General features: G+C 68.5%; 16 protein-coding genes and 6 pseudogenes. 11 read left to right on the top strand and 11 right to left on the bottom strand.

Translation table 11 applies throughout. The features are described 5' to 3' along the window. From AB0I18_RS22385 to AB0I18_RS22370, 4 genes are all read right to left on the bottom strand, one after another. The gene (locus tag AB0I18_RS22385; RefSeq protein WP_363107313.1) at positions 1 to 1,296 is read right to left on the bottom strand and encodes an adenosylmethionine--8-amino-7-oxononanoate transaminase; all 1,296 of its coding nucleotides are present in this window, start codon (positions 1,294 to 1,296) and stop codon (positions 1 to 3) included. Then, positions 1,289 to 2,431 carry a biotin synthase BioB gene (bioB, locus tag AB0I18_RS22380; protein WP_363107312.1) on the bottom strand — a complete coding sequence of 381 codons (1,143 nt, stop codon included), beginning with the start codon at positions 2,429 to 2,431 and terminating at the stop codon, positions 1,289 to 1,291. Before bioB ends, AB0I18_RS22385 begins: the two co-directional genes overlap by 8 nt. A gap of 384 nt (positions 2,432 to 2,815) precedes the next feature. Further along, positions 2,816 to 3,304: a hypothetical protein gene (locus AB0I18_RS22375; RefSeq protein WP_363107311.1), complete on the bottom strand. Its 489-nt coding sequence runs from the start codon at positions 3,302 to 3,304 to the stop codon at positions 2,816 to 2,818. A 95-nt stretch (positions 3,305 to 3,399) separates the two neighbouring features. Next, entirely contained in the window at positions 3,400 to 4,008 is a 609-nt protein-coding gene (locus AB0I18_RS22370) for a helix-turn-helix domain-containing protein (RefSeq protein WP_363107310.1), read from the bottom strand. 11 nt (positions 4,009 to 4,019) lie between these two features. Here AB0I18_RS22370 and AB0I18_RS22365 point away from each other — a divergent pair. The 5 genes and pseudogenes from AB0I18_RS22365 to AB0I18_RS22345 form a co-directional block, all read left to right on the top strand. Beyond that, positions 4,020 to 4,100, top strand: a pseudogene (locus AB0I18_RS22365) (DUF6192 family protein); the annotation flags it as partial. A 144-nt stretch (positions 4,101 to 4,244) separates the two neighbouring features. Beyond that, the gene (locus tag AB0I18_RS22360) at positions 4,245 to 4,388 is read left to right on the top strand and encodes a hypothetical protein (RefSeq protein WP_363107309.1); all 144 of its coding nucleotides are present in this window, start codon (positions 4,245 to 4,247) and stop codon (positions 4,386 to 4,388) included. 32 nt (positions 4,389 to 4,420) lie between these two features. After that, positions 4,421 to 4,672 carry a hypothetical protein gene (locus AB0I18_RS22355; protein WP_363107308.1) on the top strand — a complete coding sequence of 84 codons (252 nt, stop codon included), beginning with the start codon at positions 4,421 to 4,423 and terminating at the stop codon, positions 4,670 to 4,672. A gap of 57 nt (positions 4,673 to 4,729) precedes the next feature. Beyond that, a pseudogene (locus tag AB0I18_RS22350) lies at positions 4,730 to 4,930 on the top strand (DUF6233 domain-containing protein); the annotation flags it as partial. 122 nt (positions 4,931 to 5,052) lie between these two features. Further along, positions 5,053 to 5,487: a VOC family protein gene (locus AB0I18_RS22345; RefSeq protein WP_363107306.1), complete on the top strand. Its 435-nt coding sequence runs from the start codon at positions 5,053 to 5,055 to the stop codon at positions 5,485 to 5,487. A gap of 136 nt (positions 5,488 to 5,623) precedes the next feature. Here AB0I18_RS22345 and AB0I18_RS22340 read toward each other — a convergent pair whose 3' ends face one another. From AB0I18_RS22340 to AB0I18_RS22325, 4 genes and pseudogenes are all read right to left on the bottom strand, one after another. Then, positions 5,624 to 6,211 carry a DUF6262 family protein gene (locus AB0I18_RS22340; RefSeq protein WP_363107305.1) on the bottom strand — a complete coding sequence of 196 codons (588 nt, stop codon included), beginning with the start codon at positions 6,209 to 6,211 and terminating at the stop codon, positions 5,624 to 5,626. Next, a complete protein-coding gene (locus AB0I18_RS22335) occupies positions 6,208 to 7,518 on the bottom strand; it encodes a site-specific integrase (RefSeq protein WP_363107304.1) in 1,311 nt (436 codons plus the stop codon). Before AB0I18_RS22335 ends, AB0I18_RS22340 begins: the two co-directional genes overlap by 4 nt. A 227-nt stretch (positions 7,519 to 7,745) precedes the next feature. After that, a pseudogene (locus tag AB0I18_RS22330) lies at positions 7,746 to 8,657 on the bottom strand (IS3 family transposase); the annotation flags it as partial. Positions 8,658 to 8,718: 61 nt separating this feature from the next. Beyond that, a pseudogene (locus tag AB0I18_RS22325) lies at positions 8,719 to 8,946 on the bottom strand (transposase); the annotation flags it as partial. Positions 8,947 to 9,254: 308 nt separating this feature from the next. Here AB0I18_RS22325 and AB0I18_RS22320 point away from each other — a divergent pair. The 5 genes and pseudogenes from AB0I18_RS22320 to AB0I18_RS22300 all read left to right on the top strand — a co-directional run bounded on the left by AB0I18_RS22320 (position 9,255) and on the right by AB0I18_RS22300 (position 12,949). Continuing rightward, a complete protein-coding gene (locus tag AB0I18_RS22320; RefSeq protein ID WP_363107303.1) occupies positions 9,255 to 10,007 on the top strand; it encodes an alpha/beta hydrolase in 753 nt (250 codons plus the stop codon). A gap of 167 nt (positions 10,008 to 10,174) precedes the next feature. Next, entirely contained in the window at positions 10,175 to 11,632 is a 1,458-nt protein-coding gene (locus tag AB0I18_RS22315) for an FAD-dependent oxidoreductase (RefSeq protein ID WP_363107302.1), read from the top strand. Positions 11,633 to 11,885: 253 nt separating this feature from the next. Continuing rightward, positions 11,886 to 12,248 (top strand): nitronate monooxygenase, encoded by a 363-nt coding sequence (locus tag AB0I18_RS22310; protein WP_363107301.1) that lies wholly within the window; start codon positions 11,886 to 11,888, stop codon positions 12,246 to 12,248. Next, positions 12,166 to 12,489: pseudogene (locus tag AB0I18_RS22305) on the top strand (nitronate monooxygenase); the annotation flags it as partial. The gene AB0I18_RS22310 and the pseudogene AB0I18_RS22305, both read left to right, overlap by 83 nt. Before the next feature lie 76 nt (positions 12,490 to 12,565). Continuing rightward, positions 12,566 to 12,949, top strand: a complete 384-nt coding sequence (locus AB0I18_RS22300; protein WP_363107300.1) for a nitronate monooxygenase — start codon at positions 12,566 to 12,568, stop codon at positions 12,947 to 12,949. Between the two features lie 3 nt (positions 12,950 to 12,952). Here the strand turns inward: AB0I18_RS22300 and AB0I18_RS22295 are convergent. The 3 genes and pseudogenes from AB0I18_RS22295 to AB0I18_RS22285 all read right to left on the bottom strand — a co-directional run. After that, a pseudogene (locus tag AB0I18_RS22295) lies at positions 12,953 to 13,243 on the bottom strand (transposase); the annotation flags it as partial. 595 nt (positions 13,244 to 13,838) lie between these two features. Next, positions 13,839 to 14,816, bottom strand: coding sequence for a hypothetical protein (locus tag AB0I18_RS22290; RefSeq protein ID WP_363107299.1), 978 nt, complete (start codon positions 14,814 to 14,816; stop codon positions 13,839 to 13,841). After that, positions 14,813 to 15,520: a hemerythrin domain-containing protein gene (locus AB0I18_RS22285; RefSeq protein ID WP_363107298.1), complete on the bottom strand. Its 708-nt coding sequence runs from the start codon at positions 15,518 to 15,520 to the stop codon at positions 14,813 to 14,815. Before AB0I18_RS22285 ends, AB0I18_RS22290 begins: the two co-directional genes overlap by 4 nt. 350 nt (positions 15,521 to 15,870) lie before the next feature. Here AB0I18_RS22285 and AB0I18_RS22280 point away from each other — a divergent pair. Beyond that, the coding region (locus tag AB0I18_RS22280; RefSeq protein ID WP_363107297.1) for a helix-turn-helix domain-containing protein at positions 15,871 to 16,402 on the top strand (532 nt) is incomplete at its 3' end.

The raw sequence follows: 16,402 nt of genomic DNA, 5'->3' as shown, positions 1-16,402 counted from the left end.
TCATCCCTCCCGGGCCGCGGCGCACACCGCGGCCGTGATCCGGGCGACGTCCGTGTCCCCGGTGACGTACGGCGGCATCGTGTACACGAGGTCGCGGAACGGGCGCAGCCACACGCCCTCGCGCACCGCGGCCCGGGTCGCCGCCGCCATGTCGACCTCGTGGTCCAGCTGCACGACCCCGATGGCACCGAGCACGCGTACGTCCCGGACGCCCGGCAGTTCCGCGGCAGGCGCCAGCCCGTCCCGCAGCCCCGTCCCGATGCGTTTGACCTCGGTCTGCCAGTCCTGGCCGAGGAGGAGGTCGATCGAGGCACAGGCCACGGCGGCGGCGAGCGGATTGCCCATGAAGGTCGGGCCGTGGGCCAGCACCGGGACCTCGCCCCGCGAGATTCCGTCCGCGACCCGTGCCGTGCACAGCGTGGCCGCCATCGTCATGTATCCGCCGGTCAGTGCCTTGCCCACGCACATCACATCCGGCGTGACGCCGGCGTGCTCCGCCGCGAACAGTGTCCCCGTGCGCCCGAAGCCGGTCGCGATCTCGTCGAACACGAGCAGCACGTCGTGGGCGTCGCACGCCTCGCGCAGCACCCGCAGATAGGCGGGGGAGTGGAACCGCATCCCGCCCGCGCCCTGCACCACCGGCTCCACGATCACCGCGGCCAGCTCGTCGGCGTGGCGCTCGATCAGCGAGCGCAGGTGGTCGGCGTACGACTCCTCGTACTCGGCCGGAGGCGCGTCCGCGAAGACCTGCCGAGGCAGGACGCCCTGCCACAGCTCGTGCATCCCGCCCTCGGGATCGCACACCGACATGGGCTGCCAGGTGTCGCCGTGGTAGCCGCCGCGCCAGGTCAGCAGGCGCTGCTTGCGCGGGCGGCCGAGCGAACGCCAGTGCTGGAGGCACATCTTGACCGCGACCTCGACCGAGACCGAGCCGGAGTCCGCGAGGAAGACATGTTCCAGGCCCTCGGGCGACATGTCGACAAGGCGTTTCGCCAGCCGGACGGCGGGCTCGTGCGTGAGCCCGCCGAACATCACGTGGCTCATCCGGCCGAGCTGGTCGCGAGCCGCCTCGTTGAGCACCGGGTGGTTGTAGCCGTGGATCGCCGACCACCAGGACGACATGCCGTCGATGAGCTCGTCCGAGCCGTCGGCCAGGCGCAGTCGCACCCCGCTCGCCGACTCCACGACGAGCGGCTCCTGCCGGCCGGGCATCGGCCCGTACGGGTGCCAGACGTGCCGTCGGTCGAGATCGAGCAGCTCGCGCAGCGGCAGTCCGGGCCCGGGCAGGTCAGGCATTGGGGGCGAGATCCGTTCCGGCACCCCGACGGCGTACCGCGACCAGATCCGTACGCGCTTCGTTGGGCTGGGGCGCGGGAGCGGATCCGCAGGCGCCGCCGCCCTCGTGCGAGCCGCAACCGCCCGCGGTGACCCGGTGCTCCGGCAGCGTCACCTGCTCCGTGCGCTCCACCTCGAATCCGGCGTCCGCGATCATGTCCAGGTCGGCCTTGCCCGCCTGGCCCTCGCTCGTGAGGTAGTCGCCGAGGAAGATCGAGTTGGCGAGGTGCAGCGCGAGCGGCTGCATCGTGCGCAGATGGACCTCGCGGCCGCCCGCGATCCGCACCTCGGCGTCCGGGCAGACGAACCGGACCATGGCGAGGATGCGCAGACAGCGCTGCGGGGTGAGGTTCCACTCCTTGGCGAGCGGGGTGCCCTCGAAGGGGATCAGGAAGTTGACCGGGATCGAGTCCGGGTCCAGCTCGCGCAGTGCGTACACGACGTCGACCAGGTCCTCGTCGCTCTCGCCCATGCCCGCGATCAGGCCCGAGCAGGCGGACAGGCCCGCCGCGTGCGCCTTCTGGACCGTGTCCACCCGGTCGGCGTACGTGTGGGTGGTCGTGATGTCCCCGTACGTCCCCTCGGAGGTGTTGAGGTTGTGGTTGTAGGCGTCCGCGCCGGCCTCGCGCAGCCGCTCGGCCTGGCCGTCGGAGAGCAGCCCGAGGCAGGCGCACACCTCGACGCCCTCGTTCTGGTCCTTGATCGCCTTGATGGTGTCCGAGACCCGGTCCACGTCACGGTCGGTCGGACCGCGCCCGCTCGCCACCAGGCAGACCCGCTTGGCGCCGCCCGCGAGCCCGGCGGCCGCCGCCTCGGAGGCCTGGTCCGGCTTGAGCCAGGTGTACTTGAGAATCCCGGCCTTGGAGCCGAGCCGCTGGGAGCAGTACGAGCAGTCCTCGGGGCACAGGCCCGACTTCAGGTTGACCAGATAGTTGAGTTTCACCCGTCGGCCGAACCACTGCCGCCGTACCTTGCCGGCCGCGGCCACCACATCGAGGAGTTCGTCGTCGGAGGTGGCCAGCACGGCCAAGGCCTCGTCGCGGGTCGGCAGCTCGCGCCGAAGCCCCTTGTCCACCAGCGTGTTCAGCAGGTCCATGAGGTCCGATCCTGGCCTATCCGACCTCGTCGGGCCAAGGAGAGTTCGTACAACAGAGGCGGTTCGACGTGTGGGGTATGTAACACGACCACCCCAGCACGTAGGGTCAACAGGGAGCATGGAAGACCAGGTCAGAGGCCCAAAATCCGCATCTCACCGCCGATTTGGTGAGAGACATGAGTGAGACGAAAGGGCCAGTGGATCAGTATGGAGGGTTCCTACAACACCCCCGAAGGGGCTGTTCCTCAAGCGCCGTGCGTGACGTGATGCGGGCTGTTCTGGAAGCTCTCGGCATCCCCACCCTGCGATCGTAGAGGACCGCGAGGCGCACGACCGGATCTTGAGCAGACGGGCCGGCCGGACGCGGCTGATCACCTTGGAAGCCTATCGGCAGGTCGCAAAGTAGTAGATCGGGTTCCAGGTGACCGGTGTCTTCACACCTGCGCCTACTACGCCGATCCATTGGCGGTTCGCGTTGTAGAAATGCACCTGTCGTGAGTTGCGGTTGTTGGCACGGAACGTGTCGAGGGCTCCGGTCACCACGAACGTGTCGCATCCGGAGATCTTCCATACGGAAAAGCCACCCCAGCCGTACGGGTCACGCTGCACAAGGCAGAACCGTCCACTGGGACAACTGTTGTTGGCGTAGGCCGTTGCGTTGGCAAGGTCTTGGTGAGGTTCCTGATCGACGAAGAGGTCGAAGTCGATGTACCTATGACCGGTGACCTCGCCGTTCGCCCAGAACTCGGGTATGGCTGTCGGGGCTGCTTCAGCGGCTGCAGCGTTCGCCGATGGGGCAGCCGTACTCGTCAGTGCTGCGAGGGTGAGGACCATGGCCTGGATGGCCCTCGTCATTCCCTTTCGCTTCGCCATGGCGGTTCCCCGTTCGTTGGTGTCTGTCGTGTCCCTTCTCAAGCGAGAGTGCACGCACCTGCCTGGCCGGTCATTACGAGTGAGCGCACAGGCCTTTAGTCTCTGCGCACTCTTGCGCACTGCCGGCGGAAGTCGCGCGGCGAGATCCCGTAGGCGCTGCGGAAGGCCTGGCTGAAGTGCGCGGGGCGGGCGAAGCCCCACCGGGCGGCGATCGCGCGGATGGGACGGGTGGCCATCTGCGGGTCGGCGAGGCCGCGTCGGCACCGCTCCAGGCGGCGCTCGCGGATCCAGCCGGCGACGGTGCGCCCTTCGTGTTGGAAGAGCTTGTGCAGGTAGCGCAGGGAGATGTGGTGGGCCGCGGCGATCGTGTCCGGGCTCAGGTTCGGGTCGCCGAGGATGTCCTGGACGAAGGCGTGGATCTGGGTCATCAGCGCGCGCCGCCTGGTGTGGGGCTGCACCGCGCTTGATGTGTCCAGGGCGTCGGCCAGGGCTGTGGTGAGCACGTCGAGGGTGAGGGTGGACAGGCGGGCGGTGTCGGCCGGGCTGAGTTCGTCCATACGCTGGGCGAGCTGCAGCAGGAACTGCGACGACAGCGCACCAATACCCTTCTCGCCCGGGATGCGCAGGGCGCTCAGCCGCCGCAGGTCCCGAGCAGGCAGCGGCAGCAGCGAGCGCGAGAACCGCAGGAGCAGCAGCTGGCTCACAGGAACATCCGGCGACGCTGGACTGGATCGAGACGGCCGTCGACACCGGCAAGGTCGACGTCGACGGCGAACTGGCCAAGCTCCTGCAAGGCGCCCTGCACGACCTGGCCACCCGCGACGACTTCTACGCCCGCACCGCGACGGGTGAGGACATCGACCTCGGGAAACAACTCGCAGACCAGCTGCTGGAGATCGGGCAGCTCGTTGACCGAGGCCTGCCCGCCATCCGCGAGGCGATGCCACCCCTCTACCGGGACTGGCTCATCTCCCGTGGCCAAGAACTGGAAGACGCCTGGCTGAACCAGCGCCTGACCGACATCGTCCTCAACCGCGGCAAGAGCCTGCCCGTGGAGGAACTCCTGGCCGCACGGCAGCCCTGAGCACCCCGACCAGGCGCGACACCCCTCGCACTGTGACCGATATATCCAACCCGGAGCTACCGCCGATCACCGTCGTCCTTCTCGACGGCCAGGAACTGCGCGGCCGCCTCCACGAACGCGAGCAGACCCGGCGGGGACCGTGGACCCACTGCGTCGGCCTCGCCCTGTGGGCCACAAAGAACGGCACCACCGAACCCGCGGAGCACGTCGTCTGGCTCCCCGCCGACCAGGTCCGCCCCGTCGACGGCTCCTCCTACGACGCCGTACCGACCAGGGCACACTGACCCGAGGCGCAGCGCCCGCCGGCCCCGGCCGGACCCGTTCAGGGCTGGCGCGTCCAGCGGCCCGGCGTCGGCACCCGCGCCTTCACCACCGTCATCCACGACTACAACTGCGAAAGCCCCGACGGCACCGAACAGCTCGACCTCGAGGAAGCCCTCACCGCGCTGCGTCGCCCTGCGGCACAGGCGTGCAAAGTAACGATCACGGCTCTGCTGAGCATTGGTATGCCAGCCTGCTTTACCGACCGCAGGAGCTCGTGAACCGACTCTGAACTGCGACGATTCATAGACTACATGTCCACGACGGTCGGTCAACGTTCCCCGAGTGATCGCGAGCACTGGTGACGGCGGTAGCTGTCAGAGGTGTGCAGTACGGTCCTGTCATGGCAGCCAAAATCGATCTGACCCTCGATTGCGCGAACGCACAACTCCTCGCCGATTTCTGGAAGACGGCACTGGGCTATATCGACGAGCCGCCGCCTGTTCCCTTCAAGACCCGCGAGGAGTGGCTCGCGCAGTTTGACCTGCCGGAGGACGACTCCGAGGACGACGGGGCGTGGCTCTGCGATCCGGACGGCGCCGGCCCTCGCCTCTCCATCCTCAAGGTCCCCGAACCGAAGACGGCGAAGAACCGGCTTCATATCGACGTTCGGGTGCCGGGACACGGCAGTGCCGGTGAGCGGCGGGCGCGGATCAAGGCGGAGTCTGAGCGGCTGGTGAAGGCGGGCGGAACCGTCCGGCAGGAGTTCGACGGGCGCCACGTTGTGATGGCCGACCCGGAGGGCAACGAGTTCTGCGTCGCCGCAGCCTCGGCCTGAGGCTGGCCGAGCGCCGCTGTCACCGTCAACAATCCGTCGACGCCCCGTGGTGGCAGCTCGGGGGTCCGGCCGCTGTAGGCGGCCGGACTCTCCGAACCGAGTCGTGCCGTCAGGCGCGTTTCCCGGAACTATCGCCTCACTGCTGAACTCCCTGTGTGGGATTGGTGATCTGGGCTTCGAGATCGGCGACGCGTCGGTCCTGGAAGCGGAGGTTGGATCGGGCGGCTTTGAGCCGCTCGTCGAGGGTGCGGTTGTTGGCGGCCAGCTGGCGGACCCGTTGTTTGAGGGTGGTGTTCTCGGTGGTGATCCGCTGGATGGCCTCTTCGGACCATTCGGCTTGCAAGTCCCTTATCTGGCCGAGGAGTTCGCCGATGCGGGTGTGTTGGGTGAGGATCTCGGTCCGGGCTGCCTTGAGCGCTTCTTCGGCGTTCAGTGCGCGCTCGCGCCAGGTTGCCTCGCGCTCGTCGTCCTGTGCGGTGAGCATGTGGGTCCGGCGGTCACCTGCCCCGGCCATCGCTGTGGCGACGGCGGCCCGGGTCTCGGGGTTGGCATAGAGGAAGGTGCGCGAGACGTTCGCCCGCCGGGCGACTGCAGCGACGCTGACCTGGGTCTTCTCCCGTTGGAGCCGGGCGATGGACTCGCGGACCCGCAGGAGGGCCATGTCAGTTTTGCCGCGGCGAGCTGCCAGGGCAGCGGCAGTGCGGGGTTCGGGAACGGCGTTCATGCGACGTCCTGTTCGCGGTCGGTGTCCTCGGCTGTGCACGTATCGCCGTACTCGCTCTCCTCCTCGGTGCCCGCGTCGGCGAGGTCGGCGGCGCGGAAGGCAGTGGACCAGACGCGGTGGAAGTAGTCCTGGGGTTTGAGCAGGTCCAGGGCGAGGGCGTCGTCAAGAGGGCCAAGTCCGGCCAAGGCCTTCTCCAGGCCGTCGATGGCGCGGGCGGTCGGCTCGAAGTAGCGGTGGAGGTAGTCGGCGGTGGCGTCGTCCGGGGCACCCTCGGCCAGCAGCCGCCACTGCTCACGCTTGCGACGCCAATAGAGCAGGTCGGCGCCGGACAGGACGAACTTGTCGCAGTTGTGGCAGTCGAGATTCCAGGGGCAGTCGCCGCCGTGTACGACGGGCTGGAAGGTGCAGAAGCCGCCCTCGGCGGGGGTGCTGCGGCGACCAAGGTCGATTGCGAGGGCCATGGCGTGCTCTCGGGTGAGTGGGGTGAGGTCGTCCGTGAGAACTTCGCCGGGGTTGGCGGCGCCGGGGCCGGCCAACCAGACGTGCTGGAGCACGCTCTCCAGGTCGGACTGGGCGAGGTGGACGTAGTGCTCGGCCATGCGCTCGGAGACCTGACCGAGGTAGCGGCGGATGTGGGTCAGGCTCGCTCCGGCTCGCAGCAGGCTGGTGGCCAGAGAGTGCCGGGCTTGGTGGGGCACCCACCGGCCGATGTCGAGACTGTTGATCCATGCTTTGAAGCCCCGGTGGAACCACTGGTAGGACAGGGGCCGACGGCTGTCGCTGTTGCGCTGGTTGCTGGGAAACAGCGGCAGATGGGCGCGTTCCTCCGGGGTCGGCGGGCGGTTGTGGCGCGTGGCGAACAACGCCAGAGTCTTGCGCTGTCGGGCTTCCAGCCGCTGGTGGAGCTGTTCAGGGATGCGGATCGCGGCGTCGTAGTTGCCGACCTTCGTCTGGTCGTGCCAGAGCATGGGGAGCCCGCCGTAGCGGCTCAGGCAGTCCAGACGCAGTTTGATCACCTCGCTGCAGCGCCGCCCGGTGACGATGATGGTCTCCCAGGCGTCTCGGAGTCCGCGGTCGGCCGGGTCGTGGCAGGCGGCGAGCGTCTGCTGGTTCGTCTCTGCGGCGAGTGCTCGGGCGACTTCGTCGGAGAAGGGGGTCCGTATCCGGGTGACGATCTTGCCCGGAGAGGGCATGGCGGTGACGAAACCCCGGTTGAGGCCGAGCCGTTCGGCTTCGCCGGATTCCAGGGCTTCCAGGAGGATTCGCCGGGTGCGGGTGAAGACCATCTGGCGGGTGTAGGCGGTCACGATGGACGGTTTGCCGTGCAGGCCTTTCACTCCCAGGGACGGCAGTCCGTCCAGTTCGCGGAGTCGTTGGTCGGCGGCGAAGTCGTGGACGTGGTGCGGCCGAAGGAGCCTTGGGTCGTGACCGCCGTCGGGGGCGTGGATCTCCAGGAAGGCGCTGAGTTCGGTGCAGGCTCGCCGGGTGCCGTCGAAGGTGTTGAAGTTTCCCCGTGATCTTGGACACGGTTCTGTTATGCCGCGAGGGTCTGACCCTGTTGGTAGCGCAGGCGCGTCTCGTGGGGCGTGAGGTAGCCCCAGTGGATGTGTTTGCGCAGGCGGCGTTGGTTGTAGAAGGTCTCGACGAAGTCGAAGATGCTGGCGCGGGCGGTGGCCCGGTCGGGCCAGAAGCGGGTGCCGATCTCTTCTTTGAGTACGGCCCAGAAGCTTTCCGCGGCGGCGTTGTCGAAGCAGCTCCCGGTTCTTCCCATGCTCTGCCGGTACCCCAACTCGGCTATTTTGAGCCGGAGTTGACCTGAGGTGTATTCGGATCCGCGGTCGCTGTGGATCACGCAGCCAGGCTCCAGGCGGCCCAGCGCGGCGGCCATGTCGAGGGCGTCGACGACAAGTTCGGCGTGGTGGTGGTCGGCCATCGAGTAGCCGATCACTTCCCGGGTGGCCAGGTCCAGCCACGAGGCGAGGTAGAGCCACCCCTCGGCGGTCGGGATGTACGTGATGTCCCCGACGACCTTCGTGCCGGGGCGGCCGGCGGTGAAGTCCCGGCCGATCAGGTCCGGCGACGGGGCCGCCGCTGGGTCGGCCTTGGTCAGGGTGCGGCGTCCGGTGCGGCGGCTGTTGCCGGCGATGCCGTGCTCCCGCATGACCCGCTCCACCCGTTTGTGGTTGACCACCTGGCCCTGACGGCGCAGTTGGGCGGTGACGCGCGGGACACCGTAGTTCCGCCGGGAGGCGATGTGGATAACCGTGATCTCGTGGGCCAGGGCCACATCGGCCCGTCGCCGCGCTTCACGGGCCCCGGCTCCGGCGACCCAGGCGTAGTACGTGGACCGGGCGGTCTTCATCGCCTTGCACAGCGGCGTGATCGCGTAATTGGCCTTCTCCGCGTGGATGAACCGGCAGACCAGGCTCACCGGTCGCTCTCCCTCGCGAAGAAGGCGATCGCTTTTTCAGGATCTCGATCGTTTTCGCCTGCTCGGCGGTCAGCTTCCGCAGCCGCTTCAGTTCCTCGTCCCGGTCGTCGGCGGCCCGAACCGCGCCGGGTTCCGATCCGTTGTCCTGGGCGGCGCGGGCCTTCTTCACCCAGCCCCGCAGGGACTCCGAGCTGATCCCCAACTCGCGGGCGACCGCAGTCACCGTCCGGCCCGACGACCGCACGAGCTCGATCGCGTCCCGCTTGTACTCGTCCGAGTACCGATTCGTGTACTGGCTTCCCACCTGGCACTGCTTCCTCTGGAACCTCAGATACCAGTCTCCAGGTGTCCACGATCAAGGGGCAGCTTCAGTGGCTCGGTCTGCCCTTCAGCACGTACAGACGGCACTTGGCGCAAGAGGTTGACAGAAAGCGGAGCGTTCCCCGAGTGAACCGGTTGGGGGCCGTCGCCGTTGTGTCAACGATGGCGGCGGGGACCGTCCGGCCGGACACTTCGCGTGCCTGGCCCGGCCGACCGGCACGCGGATCCGTCCGCGGATGGGCAGAGCCGATCCGTATGGGATCACTCAACCTCTCACGCAAAGGTAGCTATATGACCGCGGTGTTCATTCATGGTGTGCCCGAAACCGGCCAGGTGTGGGATCGGCTCCGGGCCCGCCTCTCGGCCGACTCGGCAGCCCTGGACCTGCCCGGGTTCGGCATGCCGCGTCCCGCCGGGTTCGGCGCGACCATGGACGAGTACGTCCGGTGGCTGGAGCGGGAGCTGCGAGAGATCGACGGACCGGTCGACCTGGTCGGGCACGACTGGGGCGCCGTGCTTGTGGCGGGGGTGGCCACGAACTCTTCTGTTGCTGTGCGGAGTTGGGCCATAGACGTGGCAGGCGTACTCCACCCTGACTACGTCTGGCATGACCAGGCTCAGCTCTGGCGGACGCTGGGAGCGGGGGAGCAGTGGGCGAAGGCCGTGGTCGAGGCCGCCCCGGGAAGCCCGAAAAGCCCCGCGGTGGGGCTCACCGGCAGCGGTGTGCCTGCCGAGGACGCCACGGCGATGGGCGGGAAGCTCGACGCCACCATGGCGGACTCCATCCTCGACCTCTACCGGTCGGCGACGCCCAACCCGCACGCCTACTGGGAGGCAGGACTGTCCGCCCCCTTCGCCCCTGGGTTGGTGATCCAGGCCCTGCTCGACCCCTACGACGACCTGGCCGCCTCCGACGAGATGGCCGCCCGCCTCGAGGCCCGCACTCAGCGTCTCGAAGGAGCGGGTCACTGGTGGATGCTGGAGGACCCCGACAGCGCGGCCGCCGCGCTGGAACGGTTCTGGACCGCCGTGGGCGAAGGCTGACGGCCACAGCGGGCCGTGCAACTGTCCACTGCTGCTGTCCACACGGCGCGTCGACGGTCCCTGTGCCACGTCGACGGTTCCTGTGTCACGTCGATACGACGTAGCTGCCGTATGAGCGGCAGCGACCAGCCGACGGGTCTGCGAAGTCAACAACTCTGGTGCCCCGCATGGGCGGCACCGATCGACGGAAGGAAAGAGAACGCTCAATGGTGCACACGTTAGTGCTGGGCGCCGGCCCGACGGGCCTGATGACGGCGATGATGCTGGCCGTGGAGGGACATCGGGTCACGGTGCTCGACCGTGATCCCTCCCCGCCGAAGGGCGGGGCCGAGGCGACATGGAGCGGCTGGAAGCGGCCCGGCGTCCGCCAGTTTCCGCAGCCCCACCTGCTTCTGCCGGGCGGTTACCGCCTTCTGGCGGCCGAGTTTCCCGCGGCGGTGGAGCGCCTCGTCGGCCTGGGGGGAAGCCGGTTCAACATGATATCTGGGGCCTGGGACGTGGGAGAGACCGGCGGCCCGCAGCCGGGCGACGACCGTTTCGAAACCGTGGCTGCCCGGCGGCCCGTGCTGGAGGCGGCCCTGCTGGCCGAGGCGGAGCGGACTCCCGGCATCACCGTGCGACGCGAGGCACAAGTCACCGGACTGCTCACCGGGACGGCCCGCACCGCGGGGCGCCCGCACGTGACGGGTGTACTGATCCGGGGCGGTGAGCAGGTGGAGGCTGACCTCGTGATCGACGCGTCCGGCCGCCACTCGCAGGTGGCCGCGATGCTGGCCGGCATCGGTGCCACACCGCACGAGGAGCGGGCGGAGGCGGGATTCCGCTACTACACCAGGTACTTCCACTCGGCCGACGGCATGACACCCCGTCCGACGCCGTCGCCCATATGCCACCACAACAGCGTCACTATCGGCACCGTTCCCGCCGACTCCGGCACATGGTCGGTGACGATCGCGACCTCCAGCCGCGACCAGGAACTGCGCAGCCTGGCCGACATCGACGCGTGGCACCGGGCGATGAAGCTGTACCCGACCGAAGCCCACTGGGCCGAGGGGGAGCCGATCACCGGCGTGACCGCGATGGGCGGATTGGAAAGCACTTACCGTCGCTTCGTGGTCGACGACCTGCCCGTGGCCACGGGGATTGTGGCGGTCGGCGATGCCTGGGCCTCCATCAATCCCGTGTTCGGCACGGGTATGACCATGGGCTTCCGGCATGCCGCGCTCCTGCGGGACACGCTGCGCATGGTCGGCGCCGACGATCCGGTGGAGCTTGCCCTGCGGCTCGACGACGCCACCCAGAAGAACCTTGAGCCCGTGTGGGAGAGCATCACCGCGTGGGACCGGCACCGTCTGGCTGAGATCGACGCCGAGATGCGGGGCGAGGCCTACAGCACCGACGACAACGACTGGAATGTGGACGTCGCTCTGAACATCGCCCGCTCGAAGGATCCCGCCATCGTGCGCGGCCTCGTCGACGTGGGCGGCTTGCTGGCCACTCCCGAGGAGGCCCTGGTGAAACCCGGCTTGGCGCAGAAGGCCGTCGAACTGGCCGTCGGCGCATCCCGCTATCCCGATCCCGGCCCCACCCGCCGGGAACTGCTGGCCGCCCTGGCGAACGACTGACACCGGGACAGGCGCGCAGGCGACGGCCTGAGCGGCCGTCCTCCGCGTGCGGCGCCACGTCGGGCTTGTGGGCGCCGGCGCCCAACGCTTGCGCAGGTACTGTGCCGGGTGGGCGCCGAGGGTTCCCGTCAACGCTGCGCTGAACAGGGCGAGTTCCGCTCTCCGTCCGACGAAAGCCGGATCCCGGCCGGCCGCCAGGGTCCGGGTCCGGGTCCGGGTCTGGCCGATCAGTCCACGAGGTGAGGACCATGGCATGACGGGGCTGGAACGAGCGCTGGCGTTCTGCGAACGCTTCGGAATGCGACTGCCGGTGCTTCAGGCTCCGATGGCGGGGTCTTCCCCTGTCGAACTGGCCGTCGCGGTGGCGGAGGCCGGGGGAATGGGCGCCCGGGGCGCCCTGCAAGAGACCCCGGATCGCATCGCGGCGTGGGTGGACCAGTTCCGCGCCCGGTCCTCCGGTCCCCTGCAGCTGAACGTCTGGATCCCGGAACGCCCCAGCAACAATTCGGAGGACCACAGGCGGCGCACCGACGATGCCCGGGCATTTCTCAGCCGTTTCGGTCCTCCTGGCGAAACCGCCCCGACGGACCCCCCCGGTGTTCGACGAGCAATGTGAAGCCCTGCTCCGCGCCCGCCCGACCGTCGTCTCCTCGATCATGGGCCTGTTCGGGCCCGAATACGTACGACGCCTCCATGCCCCGGGCATCGCTCGGTTCGCCTGTGCGACCACCCTCGACGACGCTCTCGCCGCCCAGAACGCCGGCGCGGACGTGATCGTGGCCCAGGGCATGGAAGCGGGCGGTCACCGGGGCAGCTTCGATCAGGACGACGCCGACCACACCGACATCGGGCTATTCGCCCTGCTTCCCTGGTTCGCCGACCACCTGCGCGTGCCCATCGTCGCCGCGGGCGGCAGGCGCCGACGGACGAGGGGTGGCCGCCGCACTCGCCCTGGGCGCCAGTGCGGTTCAGGTAGGAACCGCCCTGCTCCGGTGCCCCGAGACCGCAACCGCTCCGGAATGGGCCGCCGCGCTGAACGGCCTGGCACCGGACGCCACCCTGACCACCCGCGCGTACACCGGACGGCTGGCCCGGGCCGCACCCACCGCGTATCTGAAAGCATGGAGCGAACCCGGTGCACCAAGCCCTGCACCGTATCCGGACCAACTGCAACTCGTCACCCAATGGCGGCGAGGCACCAACGAGGTGGACCCAGCCAACCACTGGTCCGGCCAGAGCGCTGCCCTAGCCACCGACGAGCCCGCGGGCGAGGTCCTCACCAGGATGTGGCGCGAAGCCTCCACCCTGATCACCTGAACACATGGTGCGCGCGGCATCGGCGATGATGGCCGCGTCCCGGGCCACCTTGCAGCCGGCGTCCCGGGCGACGGCCGGCGGCGGGGCGCCGATGGAGGCCGGCTGGTCGACCACGACAAGGACGGTGCCGTGCTTCGCGGTGAGCTTGTCGAAGATCGACCGCAGCTTCGGCTCACTGTTGGGCAGCCGCTTGTCCAGCACCTTCTTGCCCGTCGGGGTCAGGGCGTGGCCGTGATGTTCGCCGTTGCCGACGTTCAGCCCGAGGTAGACGTCCATGTCGCCGAGATCGATCACGATGCTCCTGTTCGCAGCTGGTTGCTGTCCCGGCCTCCCCTGCGGCACCGTCTGCCGGCATCCACGTTACGAAGAGCCTGCCGTCCCTGACGGGGCGGCGGTCCTGCCTCCATCTGCCTTCTGTCGGTGCCTCCGGCGCCCGGTGACACCACCCCCGGATCATGGACGACAATGCCGTCGACATGGGGGCAACAGTCATGCCTGGCCCGGAGGCCGGGAGCCCCATTGCGGGGCCACGAAGAAGGCGACTCGGGGTACTGGGAACTGCGCGATTCCTCGGCGCGCCGTCGCGCCGCGGGTGCCCCGGGGCAAGGCCCGGCTTGTTACGGGGCCATTCAGCACGTCCAAGCTCGCAACAGGGAGTCAGGGACTGTCCGGTGACGGGCACGCAGGGGTGTCGGCATACACGTACGCGGATGACCAGGCGAGTTGACGCCATAGCCGGGCGACGGCAGGTGGTGGGGCGCGTGGAAGGTGGTTCCGTGTTCCGCCGGCCATCCGACGGCCAGTATCTGAGGGTGATGTATTTGACGACGCAAACGGCTCACGCCTGAGATCACGCGCTCGGTGGTTCGATCGCGTCATCCCCACCGGATCAGTCCGCTGTGCTGCGGGCGGCGAGGTGTTGGAGGTGGGCGACCGTGCCGTTGCGATGGGCGCGTCGCAGTCCGTGCTTGGCCATGAGGCCGCTCGCGACCGTTGCGACAGTCCTGTATGGCGGCGCGGTCAGGCCCTTGGACGTGTGGGGGGCGTAGAGGGCGCCTTCATCGGTGACGGTCAGCCAGCCGGTAAGGGTTCGCATGCTCAGTCCGACGCACTGAGGTTGGAATGCGTGGGCCAGGAATCCCGCTCGGCGTGATCCTGGTGGCAGTAGTCCGGGAGGTGCGGTGAGGCGCAACCCGCCCTCGTCGTGTCCGGTGACCTCCACCGGGAGGATGACGGGGTAGCCGTCGGCGCCCTGATAGGCCAGCAGGCGGTGCGGGAGGGTGGCGATCTGTCGGGCGAGCGTGGGAACGTCTGTCCGTGGCGTGGTGCCGTGTTTGGGTGGTTGTTGTTCGGTGGGCGGTTGTGGCCAGGAGGGCCCGGTGACCGTTACCGGTCCACGAGCCGAAAGATCAGGCCAGGTGGCGATTCGTTCCACCCCGATGTCGACGAAGGCGCGCTCCTGGTGGTACTCGCGAAGCAGCCAGTCCCATACCTTGCCCCGCTTGGTTTTCCCGAGGAAAGGCTCGGAGGCGTCCATCAGCTGTGCCAGCCGCTGTGCCGGGGGCCGCAGGTCCACCGATGCGTTGCCCTGGGCGAGTATGTAGCAGCTGTGGGTGGCGAAACCATGCGCGCGTGTGTGGTAGGCGAGGGAGACGCGTGGGTTGCTCAGGATGCGCTCCAGTTTCTTCGGGAAGGCCAGCGAGGTGGTGAAGCTGACCTCACCCGTCGCCTGGTCTGCGACTCCTACCGGGGACACGCTGGTGACCACCGCGCCGCCGGCCGGGGTGAGGTAGGCGACCGCGACGGTCAGGTCGCCCTTGATCGCCTCGTGTGCCGCGTCGGGCCACGCGAGAGGGGAGTGCGTCATGAGCTCGTCCCTCGCAGAACTCGCAGGTCGGCGACCGCTTGGCTCCGCATGGCGGGAAGGAGCGCCCTCACCGGTTGCGGCATGTTCACGAACATTGACTCCACCTCGGCCGGTGTGCCCACCTCGTCGAGGAATCCGATCATCAAATGCCCGGCCACGGGCGGCGTCGTGGCGATCACCCGTTGAGAGAACTCCTCCCACTGCGCGGGCGTGATGTGATCGCGCAACGCGGGGAACAGGACCGGCTCCTCGTGGGTCAGGTGGTCGCGCACGCTGTCACGCACCTCGACGGCCGCCTCGCGGAGCGCGGGTCGGACATCACCGTTCATACTGTCCCGGCCCTGGCTGTCACCATGCCTGGTTGCCCCTTCGGCATCGCCGGCTCTCTCCGCCCCGGTCACGGCGGCAGCGGCGAGGCGGTCGAGTGCGTTGTCCAGACGTTCGTGTTCCTCGCTGAGCTTGTGGAGTGCGTGCTCTGTGTCCGGCGCGGCCGCCACGATCTGCGGCCACAGCAATTCGTCTTCCGTCTTGTGGTGATGGCGCAGGTTCACCACAAGGAAGTCCCGCAACTGCGCGAGTGACTCGGAAGGTACCGAGGGGCGGCCGGCGGCGTCGGCGAGCAGGCCGGTGGCCAGCCGGTGGGTCTCGTGGACGAGTCGCGTTTCCATGATTGCCATTGAGTCGTGGTGGGCGGCCGTTTCCATAGTGGAGAACCTTTCGTAGACAAGTGCACGTACTGCTGATCCGTACAGATCTGCTCACTCGGTTCGAGCCCGGGGCGCGAACGGCGCTCGACGGTTGAGGAATCCGCTGTGTCGGCCGCTTTGCTCAAGCCGCCTGGAACCGGGACCGGGTGACGGTCGTTCGCCGACCCGGGTTTTGGCGCCCGGGGCTTACGGCGGGTCAGCGCATGAACTCCTGAACTGCTCCTTCGCGGCGCGTGGATACCGAAGGCAGTGAACATCGGCGCGGCCGGGTGTGCACGATCCTAATTTTCAAGTTAAGGCATCTGCAATGATTACATAGGATATCCGGTGTCGGGTAGGTTGCAGATATGCCAGAGCCGACCCGGGTCTATCGATCCAAGCGTCGCGAGCAGGGGGCCATCCAGACCCGCCAGGACATCCTGCAAGCGGCGCGCCATCTGTTTGTCACGCATGGCTATGCCTGTGTCACGGTGGCCGACATCGCGCGGTCTGCCGAGGTCGCGGTGAAGACGGTCTATGCGAGCGTGGGCACCAAGACGGAGGTCCTGCATGCCCTCCTGGCCGCGGACGTGGCGGACTCGGGGGCCGACGACGACCTTGGCGAGGTGCGCAGGATGCAGGACCTCTCGTCCGTGATCGCCTACGTGGCCCACAGCATCCGCACCAATACCGAACGCTTCGCGTCATCATCGATCGACCTGCTTCTCTCGTCCGCAGCGAGCGACGAGAAGGCGCGCGAGGTGTGGGACTACGTCATCGCGCAGTACCGTCAGGCGCTCCGGGATATCGCGCAGCACCTGGTCGCGATCGGTGCCGTCGCTCCGCATCTGGACGTCGATGCAGTAGCGGATCGCCTGTGGCTCTGCTTCGGACTGCGGG

Source organism: Streptomyces sp. NPDC050704, from assembly GCF_040654355.1.
Classification (GTDB): Bacteria; Actinomycetota; Actinomycetes; order Streptomycetales; family Streptomycetaceae; genus Streptomyces.
This window is presented reverse-complemented; position numbering and strand designations above follow the sequence as displayed.